The organism is Xanthomonas campestris pv. asclepiadis (assembly GCF_020784175.1).
GTDB lineage: Bacteria > Pseudomonadota > Gammaproteobacteria > Xanthomonadales > Xanthomonadaceae > Xanthomonas > Xanthomonas campestris_D.
This window is the reverse complement of sequence record NZ_JAJGQM010000005.1, coordinates 62,011-78,371: the sequence shown is the minus strand read 5'-3', so window position 1 is coordinate 78,371 and position 16,361 is coordinate 62,011. Positions and strand designations below refer to the sequence as shown.

The window sequence follows — 16,361 nt, the reverse complement described above, 5'->3', positions numbered from 1 at the left end:
CGGGCGCCTCGCCGTTCCTGCTGTCTCACGCTCCCGCGATTGCGCGGGTGACGAGTCCAATCGAATGAATGCCACCGCCATTCCCGAAGCGATGACCGCCCCACGCGGCCGCGACCTGCGCGATGCGCGTGCCGATCGCCTGTTCAAGCTTGCGCTGGCCGCCACGGTCGTTTTCGTCCTGTTGGCGCTCGGCAGCGCCGCGCTGTCGATGCTGTGGGGCGGACGCCATGCCTTGCAGATGCAGGGCCTGAGTTTTTTCTATTCCGCCGACTGGAATCCGGTGGAAAACAAATACGGTGCGCTGGCGCCGATCTACGGCACCCTGGTCACCGCCTTGATTGCAATGGTGATTGCGGTGCCGGTGAGTTTCGGCATCGCGTTCTTCCTCACCGAAGTGGCACCGCGCTGGTTGCGTGGCCCGGTCGGTACCGCCATCGAACTGCTGGCCGGCATCCCGTCGATCATCTACGGCATGTGGGGCCTGTTCGTGCTGGTGCCGGTGATGACCGAGCACGTGACGCCCTGGCTCAACGATCACCTGGGCACGCTGCCGCTGATCGGCCCGTTGTTCCAGGGCCCGCCGCTGGGGATCGGTCTGCTGACCGCAGGCTTCGTGCTGGCGATCATGGTGATTCCGTTCATCTCCTCGGTGATGCGCGAAGTGTTCCTGACCGTGCCGACGCGCCTGAAGGAATCGGCGTATGCGCTGGGGTCGACCAAGTGGGAAGTCAGCTGGGACATCATGCTGCCCTATACCCGCTCTGCGGTGATCGGCGGCGTGTTCCTGGGCCTGGGCCGTGCGCTGGGCGAAACCATGGCGGTGGCGTTCGTGGTCGGCAATACGGTGCGGCTATCGCCGTCGCTGCTGGAGCCCGGCACCACCATCGCCGCGCTGATCGCCAATGATTTCGGCGAGGCCACCGAAACCTATCGTTCGGCATTGCTGCTGCTGGGCTTTGTCTTGTTCATCGTGACCTTCATCGTGCTGGCGATTGCGCGCTTCATGCTGATGCAGCTGTCGCGTCGGGAGGGCAACTGATGTCCTCGGTCTCGCAATCGTTGTACAACCGCCGCCGCGTGACCAACGCGATCGCACTGTTGCTGTCCTGCGTCACCGCGGTGTTCGGCCTGTTCTTCCTGGCCTGGATCCTGTGGACCTTGTTGTCCAAGGGCGTGCCGGGCATCGACGTCAACCTGTTTACCAAGATGACACCGCCGCCGATGCAGGAAGGCGGCCTGCTCAATGCCTTCTTCGGCAGTGCGGTGATGTGCGGCCTGGCGCTGGCGATCGGCACGCCACTGGGCATTGCCGCCGGCACCTGGCTGGCCGAATACGGCAATGCACGCAAGGCCGGGTTGGTGGTGCGCTTCGTCAACGACATCCTGTTGTCGGCACCGTCGATCGTGCTGGGGTTGTTCGTCTACACGCTGTACGTGATGCAGACCGGTGGGCGCTTCTCCGCGTTTGCCGGCGCGCTGTCGCTGGCCTTCATCGTGCTGCCGGTGGTGGTGCGCACCACCGACGAAATGCTGCGCCTGGTGCCGGCGCAGATGCGCGAAGCCGCGTTGTCGCTGGGCATCCCGCAGTGGAAGGTCACCGTGCAGGTGCTGTATCGCGCCGCCTCGGCCGGCATCCTCACCGGCATCCTGCTGGCCCTGGCCCGCATCAGCGGCGAGACCGCGCCGTTGCTGTTCACCGCCTTCGGCAATCAGTACTGGAACAGCAACGTGTTCCAGCCGATGGCCAGCGTGCCGGTGATCATGAATCAGTTCGCCGGCAGCCCCTACGAGACCTGGCAGACCCTGGCCTGGTCCGGTGCGCTGGTGCTGACCGTGTTCGTGCTGCTGGTGAGCCTGGGCGCGCGCGCCCTGCTATTGCGCAACAAGATCTCCAATGACTGACCTCTCCCTCCGGACACCCGACATGAACGATCTCCAAAACGCCATGCCGATGCATCGCATCGCCGTTCCGGCCGCCAAGGGGGCACCGACCGCGCAGGCGCCGGTGAAAGTGGCCGCACGCAATCTGGATTTCTATTACGACAAGTACCACGCGCTCAAGGGCATCAACATCGAGATTCCGGAAAAGCGCGTCACCGCGCTGATCGGGCCGTCGGGTTGCGGCAAGTCGACCCTGCTGCGCATCTTCAACCGCATCTATGCGCTGTATCCGAAGATGGAGGCGCGCGGCGAAGTGTTGCTGGACAACGAAAACATCCTCTCGCCGAAGTACCCGATGAACCGGCTGCGCAGCAAGGTCGGCATGGTGTTCCAGAAGCCGGTGCCGTTTCCGATGACGATCTTCGAAAACGTCGCCTACGGCATCCGTCACCACGAAAAACTGTCCAAGGCCGACATGCAGAACCGTGTCGAACAGGCGCTGCGTCAGGGCGCGCTCTGGGACGAGGTCAAGGACAAGCTGGGGCAAAGCGCTCTGGGCCTGTCCGGCGGCCAGCAGCAGCGGCTGTGCATTGCACGCGCCGTGGCGCTACGGCCGGATGTGTTGCTGCTGGACGAACCGACCTCGGCGCTGGATCCGATTTCCACCAGCCGCATCGAGCAACTGGTGGAAGAGCTCAAGCGCGAATACACCATCGTGATCGTGACCCACAACATGCAGCAGGCCGCACGCGTGTCCGACTACACCGCCTTCATGTATCTGGGTGACCTGATCGAACACGACCGCACCGAAACGATTTTCTCCCAGCCGTCCAAGCAGCAGACCGAGGACTACATCACCGGTCGTTTCGGTTGATGTAAGGCGGGCGACCGCACCACCGCATTGAAGCAACTTCGCCGCACCATTGCCGGCACGACATCCCCCTCACGTGCGATGTCGCCAAGGTGAAGGCGGACCTCCACCACCGCCACGAATCGAGAGCACGATGAACCAGCACCTCAACGACCATATCGTCAAAAGCTACGACGAGGAGCAGCACCGTCTTGTCGCCGAGATCGTGCGCATGGGCGACACGGCGGTGGCGCAGCTGGAAGCCGCACTGGATGTGGTGGAACGTCGCGACGACCACGCCGCACATCGCATCGTGGTCAACGACGAAGCGATCGATGCGCTGGAGCATGCGATCAGCCACGACGTGATGCGGCTGGCGTTGCGTGGCCCGATGGCGCGCGACCTGCGCGAGATCCTGGCCGGCCTGCGCATTCCGGCCGATATCGAACGCATCGGCGATTACGCGGCCAATGTCGCCAAGCGCTCGATCGCGCTCAATTCCGCACCGCCGCTGCCGCAGACGGTAGGCCTGCGTGCGCTCGGCCAGATGGCGGCCGACGCCGTGCGCGAGGCGGTGCAGGCGTATCGCAACAAGGATGCCGATGCGGCCATTCGCGTACGCGACGAAGATGCACGCCTGGATGCGCAATACACCGCGCTGTTTCGCGAGTTGCTGACCTACATGATGGAAGACCCGCGCAACATCACCCCGTGCACGCACCTGCTGTTCATGGCCAAGAATCTGGAGCGCATCGGCGACCACGCCACCAACATCGCCGAGAACGTGTGGTTCCTGGTGCACGGCGAGCAACCGCTGCCGCCGCGCCTGAAGCGCGACGACACCAGCACCACTGGCGTCATCTGATCCGGGACACGTGCCGGCGATACCCGCAAGCACGCTGCGAACAGCGCAAAGGCCTTGATCATTACGTATTCAGCAAATTGCACCTAGGGTGCAATCACACAGGCTGTTCCTGTGACGCAGGAGTACGCAGATGAAACGCATCATCGGATCCCTCATGGTTGTGTCGCTGCTGACGTCCGGTGCAGCGTTCGCTGCGCCGCAACAGCATGACGACCGCGATCGCCGCGCACAGCACCACGACGCGCGTGGACCGGACCGTCGCGACGAGCACCGCGACGACAGACACGATGACACGCGTGACGACCGCCCCAGCGCGCACAACGACGACCACCGCAACGATCGTCGCGGCCCGCCCTATCGGCGTGGCGAGCGCCTGGCACCGGACCATCGCGGCACGCGCGTGGCCGACTACCGCAAACATCACTTGCACGCGCCGCAGCGCGGGCACGAGTGGCGTCGCGTGGACAACAACTACGTGCTGATTGCGGTGGCCACCGGGCTGATTGCAAGTGTGGTCGCCGCCCGCTGAGGCCAGCGGTTGAAACGCAGGGTTATCGGGCCCGATCCGTGGTGACACGGGTCGGGCTTTTGTTTGCCCGATCGAAGATCCGGACCCGCAGGCACACCGCCAGCTGCCACGATCGGGCCGGTCGTGCGACCTGCTAGGCTATGCCGATGAACGAACCGGTCGACCTGCCACCTGCCCCCTCCTTCCTGCCCATGTCGCGGCGCTTTCGCGGTTATCTGCCCGTGGTGGTGGATGTGGAGACGGGGGGATTCGACTGGAACAAGCACGCCTTGCTGGAAATTGCCTGCGTGCCGATCGAAATGGATGCCGACGGGCGGTTCTTCCCCGGCGAGACCGCCAGCGCGCATCTGGTGCCGGCGCCGGGGCTGGAGATCGACCCCAAGTCGCTGGAGATCACCCGCATCGTGCTCGACCACCCGTTCCGCTTCGCCAAGCAGGAAAAGGACGCGCTGGACCATGTGTTCGCACCGGTGCACGCGGCAGTGAAGAAGTACGGCTGCCAGCGCGCGATCCTGGTCGGGCACAACGCGCATTTCGATCTGAACTTCCTCAACGCCGCGGTTGCCCGCGTCAGCCACAAACGCAATCCATTCCATCCGTTCAGCGTGTTCGACACCGTGACCCTGGCCGGCGTGGCGTACGGGCAGACCGTGCTGGCGCGCGCGGCACAAGCCGCGGGCCTGGAGTGGAACGCCGCCGACGCGCATAGCGCGGTCTACGACACCGAACAGACCGCGCGGCTGTTCTGCACGATCGCCAATGCCTGGCCGGGGCCTGGCGCGGGCTGATCGAGCCGGGAATCGGGATTGGGGAATCGTAAAAGCAGCGAGGCTTCTTGCTTGAGAAATCAGCAGTTATTGGCGCCGCGTGTGGCCGTACCCTCATCCGCCCTTCGGGCACCTTCTCCCGCAGGAGAAGGAAAGTGCCAAGCATCTTAGCTTTTACGATTCCCCAATCCCGATTCCCGATTCCCCCCTAACCCACACAGATCCGGTCACGCCCCGCACTCTTGGCCTGATACAGCGCGTGATCGGCGCGCTGCATCAGCGATGAGCCGGTGTCGTCATCGTGCAACTCGGCGACGCCGGCACTGAAGGTCACCTGCAGGCCTTCCACGCCGCCCCAGTCGTGGCGCGCATGGAACAGCTCGCGGATGCGCTGGCACAGTGCCTGCGCATCCGCCAACGTTGTATCGGCCAGCAGCAGGGCGAACTCTTCGCCACCCAGACGCGCCGGCAGGTCCGATGCGCGCGCGGCGGCCGTCAGCAGCACGCCGACGTCGTGCAGCACCGCATCGCCACTGGCGTGTGAATAGTGGTCGTTGATGCGTTTGAAGTGATCGATATCCAGAATCGCCAGCACCAAAGGGCGCGCGCTGCGGCGTGCGCGGCTGATGTCGCGCGCCAGCGCCTCGTCGAAATGCCGGCGGTTGGGCAGCCCGGTCAAGGCGTCCTCGTGCGCCTGGCGCTCGAACACGTCCGACTTGATGCGCAGCCGCGTCAGCAGCTCGCTCTTTTCCTGGTTGGCCTGCAGCAATCGCTGCGCCTGCAGTTGCATATCTTCGGTGCGTTTGCGCACCAGTTCGGCCAGGCGCGCGTTATGGGTCTTGTAGCGGCGCAACAGGAAGCGATACACCAACGCGAGTGCGAACATCGCGCACAGCACCGCAGCAAAGCGCACGTCCTGGCGCTGCCACCACAGCGGCAGCACCTCGAACGCCCACATCGCCTCGTGCGTGCTCCATGCACCGCCGGGGTGACGGGCCGCCACATGCAGACGGTAGCGCCCCGGCGGCAGGCCGATGAATTCCACGCTGCGTTGCCGGCCCCGCTCAGTCCAGTCATTGTCCAGGCCTTCCAGGCGCGTGCGGTACTCGATGCGCTCCGGCAGCAGGAAGCTCATGCCGACGTAGGACACGTTCAGGCGATGCCCACCCGGCAGCCGTGCCTGCTGCCGCCATGTCAGCGGACGTGCGTCCTGCTGCACGCTCTCGATCACCGCGGGCGGTGCACGGCGCTGGCGAAAGCGCTGCAGACGCGCCGGATCGACCGTGCTCACGCCGCCAGCGGTGACCACCCAGATCGAGCCATCGGCACGCGCGATCATGCTCGGCCCGGAGCTGCCGTTGGCCTGCGCGTTGCCCATGCCGTCGATCTCGCCATAGCGTTCGATGACCAGCCGGCCGCGTCCATCGGCCACCGCGTTGAGCAAGGCGAGTTGTGTGCGCAGCACGCCGCGATTGCTGCTGATCCAGGCATTGCCGAAGCGGTCGTTGACCAGCTGGAACACCGTATCGACCGGCATGCCCTGCTCCAGGCCCACGCGTGCGAGCCTGCCGTTGCGCGCCCGGTACAGGCCGCGATCGGTCGAGATCCAGACAGCGTCACCGATGCTCTGAAAACCGAACACGCTCCGCGCGCCGCCCAGCGCTTCCAGATTCAATTGCTGCAGTTTTCCGTCGCGCAGTACCGCCGCGCCGTCGACCGAGCCGATCCACAGCGCACCATCGATGCTGGCCAGCGCGGTCACCACGCCATCGGGCAGGCCGTCGACGGCCAGGGTCGCCCGCTTGCCGTTCACCAGCTTCACCACACCGCGCTGCGTGGCCAGCCACACCACGCCGGAGTCGTCGATCACGATGGCGCGGATATGCCCGCTGGGAATGCCCTCGGCGTCGCCGTAATGCCGCAGCAGGCGTCCATCGCGCAGCACGAAGACGCCATCGGCATACGTGCCCACCCACAGATCGCCGTGCCGATCCAGCGCCAGGCTGAGCACCGAGAGCCTGCGCCCGGATGGCGTGGCCACCGCCACCGGCACGATGCGTCCGTCCGGCAGCATGCGATCCAGGCCGGCGGTGCTGGCGATCCACAGACTGCCGTCGCGGTCTTCCAGCACCGCCCGGGCGTAGTCGCCGCTCAGGCCATCGCGCTGGCTGTAGCTGCTGAACAGGGTTTCGCGCAGTCGAAACAGCCCGCCATTGGCGCCGACCCAGATGCTGCCTTCGGCATCCTCGCGCAAGCTGACGATGCGCCCGGTCGGCAGGCTGCGACCAGCCGGCAGATGCTCCACTCCATGACTGCCGATGCGCAGCAGCCCCTGATTTTCGCTACCCAGCCACAGGTCGCCGTGGCGATCCTGCAGCATCGCGGTGAAATGGCCCTGCCCGGGCACACGATGCACCAGCTCGGCGGTCCGGCCCTGTAGCCGGTACAACTGCTCGCCGGCGACGACCCACAGCGTGCCGTCCGGTGCGCGGTATGGCCACGCCAGCCCCGGCGGCAGGCCGAATGCGGCCGGGGCGCGATGCATGCGCCCGTTCGGTTCGCGATAGATCAAGCCGTCCAGCGTGCCGATCAGCAGCCGGCCCTGATCGTCGAACGCCATGCGCGGAAAGCTGCTCTGCAGCGGCACGCCATCGCGCGGCGGAAAGTACTCGAAGCGCCCATCCGGCCACAGGCAGCCCAGCCCGTGCCCCTCGAACAGCAGCCACATGCGACCGCGCTGATCCATGGTCATTGCATGGATCAGCGCTTGCGGCCACTGCCCTTGCCGCTGCCAGTGCCGCCACTGCCCGTCGCTGCCGTGACGCACCAGATTGCCGCGCGCATCGCTGAGCCACAGCGCCCCGTCGTGATCGACGTACAAGGCGCCGACGCCGTTGTCGGGCAAGCCCGGACGCGTGCTGCGGTCGATGATGCCGAATTCCAGGCCGTTGTAACGCACCAGGCCTTCCCAGGTGGCGAACCACAGGTAGCCGTCGCGGGTCTGGGCGATATCGCGCAGCGAGTTGTGCGGCAGGCCGTTACGCGAGCTCCAGCTGTCGATCGCGTAGTCGCGTAGTCGCGCAGTGGCGCCGTGCCGGCCGGTGCAGCCAGCGCCGCGAGCGAGCACAGCGCCAGCAGCATGCAGACAACGGCACCGAGCCAGCGCCGCGGCTGCGTGTCTCCCCGTGCCGACGCCTTGGCATCGCATCCGTTCTCGCCCGTCGACCAGGCCCCCGCTCCATCTTTCATCAGACATAACACGCCGTTCGCTGGCGATATGGTAGGCAAAAATGCGCACGCGCGCCGGTGGATCGCCGCATGAGTGGGCGAAAGTCATGTGCAGCGCGCTACGTACGCACTCGGCAATGCAGCGGCAAGCACATGGGCGCCGTGGTTTGCGCAGATCGGCTGGTTTATGTGAGTGCGCGGATCGACCGGCGCCAGACGCGCGATCTCGCCGTGCCGATCAAGCCGCACTGCGCGCACCCGCGCGCTCGAACCGCGCGTAAGTGCAATACAAGAGTGGCTAGCAAAACGTCGCGAGCAGACCAACTAGTTGCGGACCAGCGCGGAGCAAGCCCAGTGCACGGGTGGTGCATGCCGATCCGGGCAGCGGCCGCGCCCGCGCCCGCCTGGCGGTGAGCGTAGTCGTTTCGATGGCCGCTTTAAGCGCCCAGGCGCTGGCGTACCGCTTCGAACAGGGTCACGCCGGCAGCCACCGAGACGTTCAGGCTTTCGATATCGCCCGGCATCGGAATCTTGACCAGGCCATCGCAGTGCTCGCGGGTGAGACGACGCAGGCCGTCGGCTTCGCCACCGAGCACCAGCCCGACGTTGCCGCGCAGGTCCACGCTGTATAGCGACGCCTCGGCTTCGCCGGCCAGGCCATACAGCCACACGCCCTGCTTCTGCAGATCGCGCAGGCAACGCGCCAGATTGGTCACCGCGACCACCGGAATACGGTCGGCCGCACCGGCCGAGGTCTTGCGCACGGTCGCGTTGACCGTGGCCGACTTGTCCTTGGGAATGACCACCGCAGTGACGCCGGCCGCCGCCGCGCTGCGCAGGCATGCACCGAGATTGTGCGGGTCCTGCACGCCGTCGAGAATCAGCAGCAAGGCGCGTCCCTCGGCTGCGGTCACCAGCGCTTCGAGCTCGTTTTCGGCCCACAGCCGCGCTGCGGCATAGCGGGCGACCACGCCCTGGTGGCGCACCTGCCCACCGACGCCATCGAGTGCCTGGGTGTTGACCCGGCGCACGTCGATGCCCTTGCGGCGGGCCTGCTCTTCGATTTCGATCAGGCGCGGATTCTTGCTGCCGGCCTCGATCAAGACCTCGCGCACGTTGTCGGCGTCGTTCTCGACGGACGAGGCGACGGCGTTGACGCCTACGATCCACTGATTCTGCTTGCTGCTCATTGCGCCGGATACGAAGAGATAAAGGGGAATGGTAGGGGCTGCGGCCTGCCACGTCACGGCCGGAGCGCAGACGGCGCTGCCAGCAAGGAGATCGCGTTGTTCCTGGACCACGGCCAGAACTTCAGCACGCTGTACGGCCTATTGCGGGGATCGAAGATGGCGCTCGCACCGTTGTGATGGTGCCGGCACCTGCACGCACCCGCTGTCGCGAACCCCTGCGATAGGAGCTCACGCCTGCGGGCGCGAACTCACACTGGCCACTGCGCGGTATCGTGATCCGGATGCTGCCTTGACACCACATCGGCCAGAAACGCCAATGCAGCGACATCATCCTCGGTGGTACGCGCCGGCAGATCACTCAACCCATCGACAAACGGCAGCTTGCGCTCCACTCCATACTGGATCATTGGCGGCAGCCGCTCAGGCGTATCGAACGCGCCGGCCGCAATCGCCACGCCGTCCGGCGCCTCATAGGTCAGCGGCGTTCCGCAGTCGGCACAGAATCCACGCTGCACCAGCGACGAAGACGCGAAGCGCCTGGGCTCGCCGCGTGTCCAGACGAATTCGGCGCCGCGCACCGAAACCAGCGGCGCGTAGTAGGCACCGAAGGCTTTTTGACACATGCGGCAATGGCAAATCGAGGCGTCCGTCAGCCTGCCGCGCACGTGGAAACGCACGGCGCCGCATTGGCAGCCACCGCTGTACTCGATTGCTGCGTCCATCGTCGCCTCAAGCCTTGAAAGTGGGCACCCAACGCGCGTTGCGAGCGTCTGCCAGCAACGAGCTGCAGCTCATATCCGTCGGTCCGTACGCATCGCGAGCCGCCGTCGGACGGCGGCTCGCGGTACTGCAGACACGCTTAGTACTGCTTCTTCTTGCGCTTGGCCGGCTGAGCACTCGGCGGCGGCGGCGGTTCGGGCGCATCGCCGCGATCCTCTGCCAGGCGGAAGTCGATCTTGCGTTCCTCCATGCTGGCCTTGAGCACCAGCACCCGCACCGGATCGCCCAGACGGAACGTGCGGCCACGGCGCTCGCCACTGAGCGTCTTGCGGATCGGATCGAACTGGTAATAGTCCTGCGGCAGCTGGGTGACATGCACCAGGCCGTTGACCTTGGACTGGGTCAACTCCACGAACAGGCCGAACCCGGTCACGCCGCTGATCACGCCGTCGAACTGGCCGCCGACATGCTTTTCCATCCACGCGGCGCGATACCGCTCGTCCACTTCGCGCTCGGCTTCGTCGGCACGCCGACCACGCTCGGAACACTGCAACGACAACGCCGCCATCTGGCGCGGGGTGTAGATGTATTTTTCCGGGCTGGCACCGGTCAGCGCGTGTTTGATCGCGCGATGCACCAGCAGGTCCGGATACCGTCGGATCGGCGAGGTGAAGTGCGCATACGCTTCCAGCGCCAGACCGAAGTGACCGTTGTTGTCCGGCGAATACACCGCCAGGCTCTGGCTGCGCAGCAGCACCGATTCCAGCAGCGCCGCATCGGGACGCGCACGCACCTTCTTCAGCAACTTGGTGTAGTCACCAGGGCGCACCTTGCTCCATGCCGGCAGGCTCAGCTGGAATTCCTTGAGGAACTCCAGCAGGTCTTCGTATTTGCTCTCCGGCGGCCGCTCGTGCACGCGGTACGGTGCCGGCACATGCATGCTCAGCAGGTAACGCGCGGCCTCGACGTTGGCGGCGATCATGCATTCTTCGATCAGCTTGTGCGCATCGTTGCGCACCAGCATGCCGGCCTGGGTGACTTCGCCGGTGTTGTCGAGCACGAAGCGCACTTCGGAGGTTTCGAACTCGATCGCGCCACGCTGCGTGCGCGCCTTGGACAGCACGTTGTACAGCTGATGCAGGCGCTGCACCTGCGGCAGCAACGGGCCGATGAAGGCCTTGGTATCGGCATCGTCTTCGCCGACCGCCTTCCAGACCTGGTTATAGGTCAGGCGCGCATGCGAGTTCATCACCGCCTCGTAGAAACGCGAACCGGTGACTTCGCCGTCGCGCCCCACCTGCATGTCGCAGACGAAGCACATGCGGTCGACCTTGGGCATCAGCGAGCAGATGCCGTTGGACAGGGTTTCCGGCAGCATCGGCACCACGAAACCCGGGAAATACACCGAGGTGGCACGCTTTTGTGCTTCGTCGTCCAGCGGCGTGCCCGGACGCACATAGTTGGACACGTCGGCGATCGCCACCACCAGACGGAAGCCGTCGGCGTTGGGCTCGCAATACACCGCGTCGTCGAAATCCTTGGCGTCTTCGCCGTCGATGGTGACCAGCGGCATCTGCCGCAGATCCACGCGCCCGCCGATCATCTGCGGCTCGACCACCAACGGCACTGCCGCGGCTTCGTCCAGCACTTCCTGCGGGAATTCGTGCGGCAGCTCATGGCCATGGATGGCCATCTCCACCACCAGCGACGGGGTGAGCTTGTCGCCGAGCACCGCGATGATCTTGCCGATCGCCGGGCGCCGCGCGTCCGGCGGCGCGATCAGTTCGCACACCACCAACTGCCCTTCGCGTGCGTCGCCGATGCCATCCGGTGCGATCTGCACATTGCGTTGCACGCGCTTGTCGTCCGGGTCGACATAGGCCACGCCATGCTCGTAGAAGAAGCGCCCGAGCATGCGCGACATGCGGCGCTCGAGCACGCGGGCGATCGCACCTTCGCGGCGGCCACGGCGGTCGATGCCGGTGACATTGGCCAGCGCACGATCGCCGTGCATGACATTGCGCATTTCATAAGGCGGCAGGAACAGGTCATCGCCACCTTCGTCCGGCTTGAGGAAGCCAAAGCCTTCCGGGTTGGCGATCACCACACCCGCAATCAGGCTGGTCTGCTGCACCGGCGCATAGCCGCCGCGGCGGTTCTGCACCAGCTGCGCTTCGCGCACCATCGCCGCCAGGCGCTTGCCCAGCGCGTCGATGCGGTCGCTGAGATTGAGTTGTTCGGCGATTTCCTCGGCGGTCTGCGGACCGTCGCAGGCATCGAGCAGCTGCAGGATGGCTTCGCGGCTGGCGATCGGCTCGGCGTAGCGCAGTGCTTCGCGATCGGCATGCGGATCCTTGAACTCCGCCGCCGGCGCGGACGCTTCGATCGGCGCCTGCTGGAGGCGTTCCGGCGGCGGCGCAGGCGGGCCACTCTTGCGCGGATGCGGTGCGCGTGGTGCCGGCGGCGTGGGCAGCGCGGGCAGCGCGGGCAGCGCGGGCGCTACCGGCAGTTCGGGCGAAGCATTGGCGGCCTTGTCGGCAGCGCGCTTGTTCGCGGACTTGGTCGACGCGCCGGCGGCGGCGCGGACCAGGAAGTCCGGCATCCAGCCCGGCAACTTCTGTTTTTCGGCGGTGGTGGACTCGCCCGGGCTGGTGGATTTGCGGCGACTGGGCCGATCGGAATCTGGGGTGTTTTTCTTTGTCATTGCTTACATGGTACCCCTTGCGGCCGCGACATGGGCAGCAAGGCTCGCCCAAGCGGTCGCAATTGCCGCTTGCCAGGCATTGACAAGCCCGCCGGGAGTCTGCAAAATTCGCGGCTCACCTGCCCAGGTGGCGGAATTGGTAGACGCACTAGCTTCAGGTGCTAGCGGGGGCAACTTCGTGGAGGTTCGAGTCCTCTTCTGGGCACCAGTTTAAAAAGACCTCCGAGCAATCGGGGGTCTTCTGGTTTCCGGGGTCTGGAAAATTCTGATTGGGGCCGCACGTTTGCGTTGCCTGCCGACGCGAGCACGCTGTTGATCGGCTGCCAAAGCTTGATCCGCTCACGCCGTAGCGCGGCAACGGCGCAACCGGCAAGCCTTCTGCGCGACAGCAGCGCCCTTTCGACGCCACTGCCCTGCATCCGCGGCGAGGCCGGTTATGGCGCCGCCGTGATGCCCGCCTCGCGCAGTGCCGTCGCCCAGATCGCATATCCAGTCTCACTGGGATGGGTACCGTCGGGCATCAGCGCCTCAGGCAAGGTCCCGTCCGGTTGCAGCATCCGAGGGCCGATATCGAGCAGACGCACGGACGGATCCTTGCCATAACGCGCGGCCAGCAGCCGATTGGTCTCGGCAATGGGAGCGCGCTGCGCATCCGCGGCATGGCGACCGCGCGGCATGATCGCCATCAGAATCAGCTGGCTCCCGGGCAAACGACGACGCACCTCGCTCACCACCGCCTCCACGCCCTGTACGGTCTCGGCCGGCGTGGCCGCGCGCGATTGCGCGGTGCCGGTGAGGTTGTTGGTGCCGATATGCAGCACCACCCAGCGCGGATCCAGGCCGTCGAGCTCGCCCTGGCGGATCCGCCACAGCACATTCTGGGTGCGATCCCAACCGAAGCCCAGATTCAGCACCGGACGCCTGCCGTACAACCAGCGCCAGGACTCGGGCCCGCTGACACGCGTGGCCAGCGGTGGGCCGGCCCAGAAATGCGTGATCGAATCGCCGATCATCACCACCTCGGGCTTTAGCGCGCGCGCTTCAGCCAGCGCCGCATGGTGACGTGCATACCAATCGTAGGAATCCTGCTCCAGCCGGTCGACCGGAATCAGCGAGGTCGCAAAATCACGGCCAAGCTCGGCGACCGGCTTGACCGGCGGCTCGCCGAGCAGGCGCGCCAGGGTCGGTTCGATCGCCTCGGCCAGCATGCGTTGACCTTGCGTGTCCGGATGCAGGGCGCCGGCTGGCGGACGGAAGCGGGTGTCGTAGAACAGCTCGCTGCGCAGCCTGCCATCGCGCCGGAAGATCGACCCCACATCCAGATAGGTCACGCGTGGATTGTCGCCGTAGCGCACGGCCAGGCCCTGGTTGATCTGCGCATCGCGGCGCGACTTCTCGCTGGAGATGTCGCTGGGCAGCACACCCACCAGCAGGATCTGCGTGCGCGGCAATTTCTGTTCGATCGCCGCGACCACCGCATCGATGCCGAGCTGGGCCTGCTCTGCGGTCTGGCCGAGATGGCCGGTGTTGTTGGTACCGATCAACACCAGCGCGACCTTGGGCTGCAGGCCATCGACCTCGCCATTGGCCAGCCGCCACAGCACGTTCTCGGTACCGTCGCCACTGAAGCCCAGGTTGAGCGCGCCACGGCTGCCGTAGAAGGTCTGCCAGGTCGGCTGGAAATCTTCGTCAGGCGCCTTGGCCTTTTCGTAGTTCTGGGTGATCGAATCGCCGATCAACAACAGCGGCGTGTCGGGGTGCTGCTTCACCTGCTCCAGCACCTGCGCGTGCCGCTGCGCCCACCAGGCCTCCTGCAGGCGGTCGGTCGGCACGATCGAGGGGGGCGGCGTTTGTGCGCTTGCCACAGCGCAGACCAGCAACAGCCCCCAGCACATCAACACGGGCGCAATGACAGACAATGAAAGGCGGGGAAACACAGCGTGCAAAGACCGGAGCATGCGCGCACCAGAGGCTGGAGAAGCCGCGATTGTGATCCGCGCGCGACAAGCGCGGACGCAGCCACCCCGCCATGTGATGCTTTGAAGTGCTTGCGGTGTGCCAGCGCCAGGTCACTGACGCGGCGCATCTGTGATGCTGGATCGCACACGTTTGCGTAGGAGCGCGCTTGCGCGCGATGAGGCGTTATCGATAACGCTTCATCGCGCGCAAGCGCGCTCCTACCTGGCAGTGGGAAGCAATCGCCCACATCGAAGCGATCACCTACATCAAGGCAATGGATCGAGCGCTGCACACCTTGGGCCAATGGAATCGGCACCCGGCGGCGCGCTGCCGAACAGGCCGCTCAGCGCAGGCCGGTCTCGCCGCGCAATCACCAGGCGCTGGATTTCCGAGGTGCCCTCGTAGATCTCGGTGATCTTGGCGTCACGGAGAACGCTCCAGCGTTGCCGCGCCATGCGGCAGCGCTGGAGCGCGGCCGACTTCAGCGCAGGCCGGTCTCGCCGCGCGCGATCACCAGGCGCTGGATTTCCGAGGTGCCCTCGTAGATCTCGGTGATCTTGGCGTCGCGGAAGTAACGCTCCAGCGGCATTTCCTTGGAATAGCCCATGCCGCCGTGGATCTGCACCGCCTGATGGGTGATCCACATCGCCGCCTCCGAGGCGGTGAGCTTGGCCACGGCCGCTTCGGTGCCGAACTTCTGGCCTTGCCCCTTCAACCAGGCCGCGCGCAGCGTCAGCAGCAGCGCTGCATCCAGCTTGCACTTCATGTCAGCGATCTTGGCCTGGGTCATCTGGAAAGTGCCGATGGCCGCACCGAAGGCCTTGCGCTCCTTGACGTAGGCCAGGGTCGCTTCATAGGCCGCACGCGCGATGCCGACCGCCTGCGAAGCGATGCCGATGCGCCCGGCGTCGAGCACGCTCATCGCGGTCTTGAAGCCCTCGCCTTCCACGCCCAGCACTTCCTCGGGCTGGGCGATGTAATCGGCAAACTCGATCTCGCAGGTGGCCGAGGCGCGAATGCCGAGCTTGGGCTCGGTCTTGCCGCGGTGGAAGCCGGCGCGATCGGCGTCGACCATGAAGGCGGTGATGCCGCGCGCGCCCTTGTCCGGCTCAGTCACCGCAAACAACACGATGTACTTGGCGACCGGGCCGGAGGTGATCCAGCTCTTCTTGCCGTTGATCACGAAGCTGCCATCGGCCTGCTTGACCGCACGGCAGCGCATCGCCGACGCATCCGAACCGGACTGCGGCTCGGTCAGTGCGAATGCGCCGATCTGCGCGCCTTCGGCGATCGCGCGCACGTACAGCTGTTTCTGCGCCTCACTGCCGTTCTTCAGGATGCCGGTGCAGAACAGCGAGTTGTTGACCGAGACAATGGTGGAATGCGCGCCGTCGGCAGCGGCGATCTCGATCATCGCCAGCGCATAGCTGATCGGGTCCATGCCGGCGCCACCGTACTCGGCCGGCACCTCGATGCCCATCAGGCCGTTCTCGCCCAGCAGGCGGATGTTCTCCAGCGGGAACTCGCCGCTGCGATCGAACTGCTCCGCGCTGGGGGCGATCTTTTCCTGGGCGATGCGGCGCGCCACATCCTGGATCATCAATTGTTCTTCGGTAAAGCTGAAATCCACGTCGCACCCCTCCAGGCCTAGGCTGAGCACCCATTGTA

At 65.7% G+C, this 16,361-nt stretch carries 11 protein-coding genes, 1 tRNA gene and 2 pseudogenes; 7 read left to right on the top strand and 7 right to left on the bottom strand.

All coding sequences use genetic code 11. The features are described from left to right. Nucleotides 1-64: 64 nt before the first annotated feature. From pstC to rnt, 6 genes are all read left to right on the top strand, one after another. Nucleotides 65-1,039 (top strand): phosphate ABC transporter permease subunit PstC, encoded by a 975-nt coding sequence (gene pstC, locus LL972_RS04100; RefSeq protein WP_228326501.1) that lies wholly within the window; start codon nt 65-67, stop codon nt 1,037-1,039. Beyond that, on the top strand, nt 1,039-1,902 hold the full coding sequence (gene pstA / locus LL972_RS04095) for a phosphate ABC transporter permease PstA (protein WP_039511726.1): 864 nt from the start codon (nt 1,039-1,041) through the stop codon (nt 1,900-1,902). The genes pstC and pstA overlap by 1 nt, the downstream gene beginning before the upstream one ends. Before the next feature lie 22 nt (nt 1,903-1,924). Continuing rightward, nucleotides 1,925-2,755: a phosphate ABC transporter ATP-binding protein PstB gene (pstB, locus tag LL972_RS04090; protein ID WP_104582775.1), complete on the top strand. Its 831-nt coding sequence runs from the start codon at nt 1,925-1,927 to the stop codon at nt 2,753-2,755. Nucleotides 2,756-2,885: 130 nt separating this feature from the next. Beyond that, a complete protein-coding gene (gene phoU, locus LL972_RS04085; RefSeq protein WP_102596861.1) occupies nt 2,886-3,596 on the top strand; it encodes a phosphate signaling complex protein PhoU in 711 nt (236 codons plus the stop codon). A 130-nt stretch (nt 3,597-3,726) separates the two neighbouring features. Continuing rightward, nucleotides 3,727-4,125 (top strand): RcnB family protein, encoded by a 399-nt coding sequence (locus tag LL972_RS04080; RefSeq protein ID WP_228326500.1) that lies wholly within the window; start codon nt 3,727-3,729, stop codon nt 4,123-4,125. 140 nt (nt 4,126-4,265) lie between these two features. Continuing rightward, nucleotides 4,266-4,913 (top strand): ribonuclease T, encoded by a 648-nt coding sequence (gene rnt / locus LL972_RS04075; protein WP_228326499.1) that lies wholly within the window; start codon nt 4,266-4,268, stop codon nt 4,911-4,913. Between the two features lie 187 nt (nt 4,914-5,100). Here the strand turns inward: rnt and LL972_RS04070 are convergent. The 4 genes and pseudogenes from LL972_RS04070 to rnr form a co-directional block, all read right to left on the bottom strand. Continuing rightward, nucleotides 5,101-8,141 (bottom strand): annotated as a pseudogene (locus tag LL972_RS04070) (diguanylate cyclase domain-containing protein). 416 nt (nt 8,142-8,557) lie between these two features. After that, a complete protein-coding gene (gene rlmB / locus LL972_RS04065) occupies nt 8,558-9,310 on the bottom strand; it encodes a 23S rRNA (guanosine(2251)-2'-O)-methyltransferase RlmB (protein ID WP_024940443.1) in 753 nt (250 codons plus the stop codon). A 248-nt stretch (nt 9,311-9,558) separates the two neighbouring features. Continuing rightward, the gene (locus tag LL972_RS04060) at nt 9,559-10,032 is read right to left on the bottom strand and encodes a GFA family protein (protein WP_228326498.1); all 474 of its coding nucleotides are present in this window, start codon (nt 10,030-10,032) and stop codon (nt 9,559-9,561) included. Nucleotides 10,033-10,169: 137 nt separating this feature from the next. Then, nucleotides 10,170-12,734: a ribonuclease R gene (gene rnr, locus LL972_RS04055; RefSeq protein WP_228326497.1), complete on the bottom strand. Its 2,565-nt coding sequence runs from the start codon at nt 12,732-12,734 to the stop codon at nt 10,170-10,172. Nucleotides 12,735-12,855: 121 nt separating this feature from the next. Here rnr and LL972_RS04050 point away from each other — a divergent pair. Then, nucleotides 12,856-12,942: transfer RNA gene (locus tag LL972_RS04050), tRNA-Leu, on the top strand. A 226-nt stretch (nt 12,943-13,168) separates the two neighbouring features. Here the strand turns inward: LL972_RS04050 and LL972_RS04045 are convergent. From LL972_RS04045 to LL972_RS04035, 3 genes and pseudogenes are all read right to left on the bottom strand, one after another. Then, nucleotides 13,169-14,692 (bottom strand): platelet-activating factor acetylhydrolase IB subunit, encoded by a 1,524-nt coding sequence (locus tag LL972_RS04045; RefSeq protein ID WP_228326496.1) that lies wholly within the window; start codon nt 14,690-14,692, stop codon nt 13,169-13,171. Nucleotides 14,693-15,036: 344 nt separating this feature from the next. Continuing rightward, nucleotides 15,037-15,121: pseudogene (locus LL972_RS21745) on the bottom strand (acyl-CoA dehydrogenase family protein); the annotation flags it as partial. Nucleotides 15,122-15,174: 53 nt separating this feature from the next. Continuing rightward, the gene (locus LL972_RS04035; RefSeq protein WP_115049039.1) at nt 15,175-16,323 is read right to left on the bottom strand and encodes an acyl-CoA dehydrogenase family protein; all 1,149 of its coding nucleotides are present in this window, start codon (nt 16,321-16,323) and stop codon (nt 15,175-15,177) included. Between the last annotated feature and the right edge of the window lie 38 nt (nt 16,324-16,361).

Bases quoted from the DNA above. Each gene is read 5' to 3' on its own strand.
- pstC (WP_228326501.1), top strand. From the start codon at position 65: ATGAATGCCACCGCCATTCCCGAAGCGATGACCGCCCCACGCGGCCGC.
- pstA (WP_039511726.1), top strand. From the start codon at position 1,039: ATGTCCTCGGTCTCGCAATCGTTGTACAACCGCCGCCGCGTGACCAAC.
- pstB (WP_104582775.1), top strand. From the start codon at position 1,925: ATGAACGATCTCCAAAACGCCATGCCGATGCATCGCATCGCCGTTCCG.
- phoU (WP_102596861.1), top strand. From the start codon at position 2,886: ATGAACCAGCACCTCAACGACCATATCGTCAAAAGCTACGACGAGGAG.
- LL972_RS04080 (WP_228326500.1), top strand. From the start codon at position 3,727: ATGAAACGCATCATCGGATCCCTCATGGTTGTGTCGCTGCTGACGTCC.
- rnt (WP_228326499.1), top strand. From the start codon at position 4,266: ATGCCGATGAACGAACCGGTCGACCTGCCACCTGCCCCCTCCTTCCTG.
- rlmB (WP_024940443.1), bottom strand. From the start codon at position 9,310: ATGAGCAGCAAGCAGAATCAGTGGATCGTAGGCGTCAACGCCGTCGCC.
- LL972_RS04060 (WP_228326498.1), bottom strand. From the start codon at position 10,032: ATGGACGCAGCAATCGAGTACAGCGGTGGCTGCCAATGCGGCGCCGTG.
- rnr (WP_228326497.1), bottom strand. From the start codon at position 12,734: ATGACAAAGAAAAACACCCCAGATTCCGATCGGCCCAGTCGCCGCAAA.
- LL972_RS04045 (WP_228326496.1), bottom strand. From the start codon at position 14,692: ATGCTCCGGTCTTTGCACGCTGTGTTTCCCCGCCTTTCATTGTCTGTC.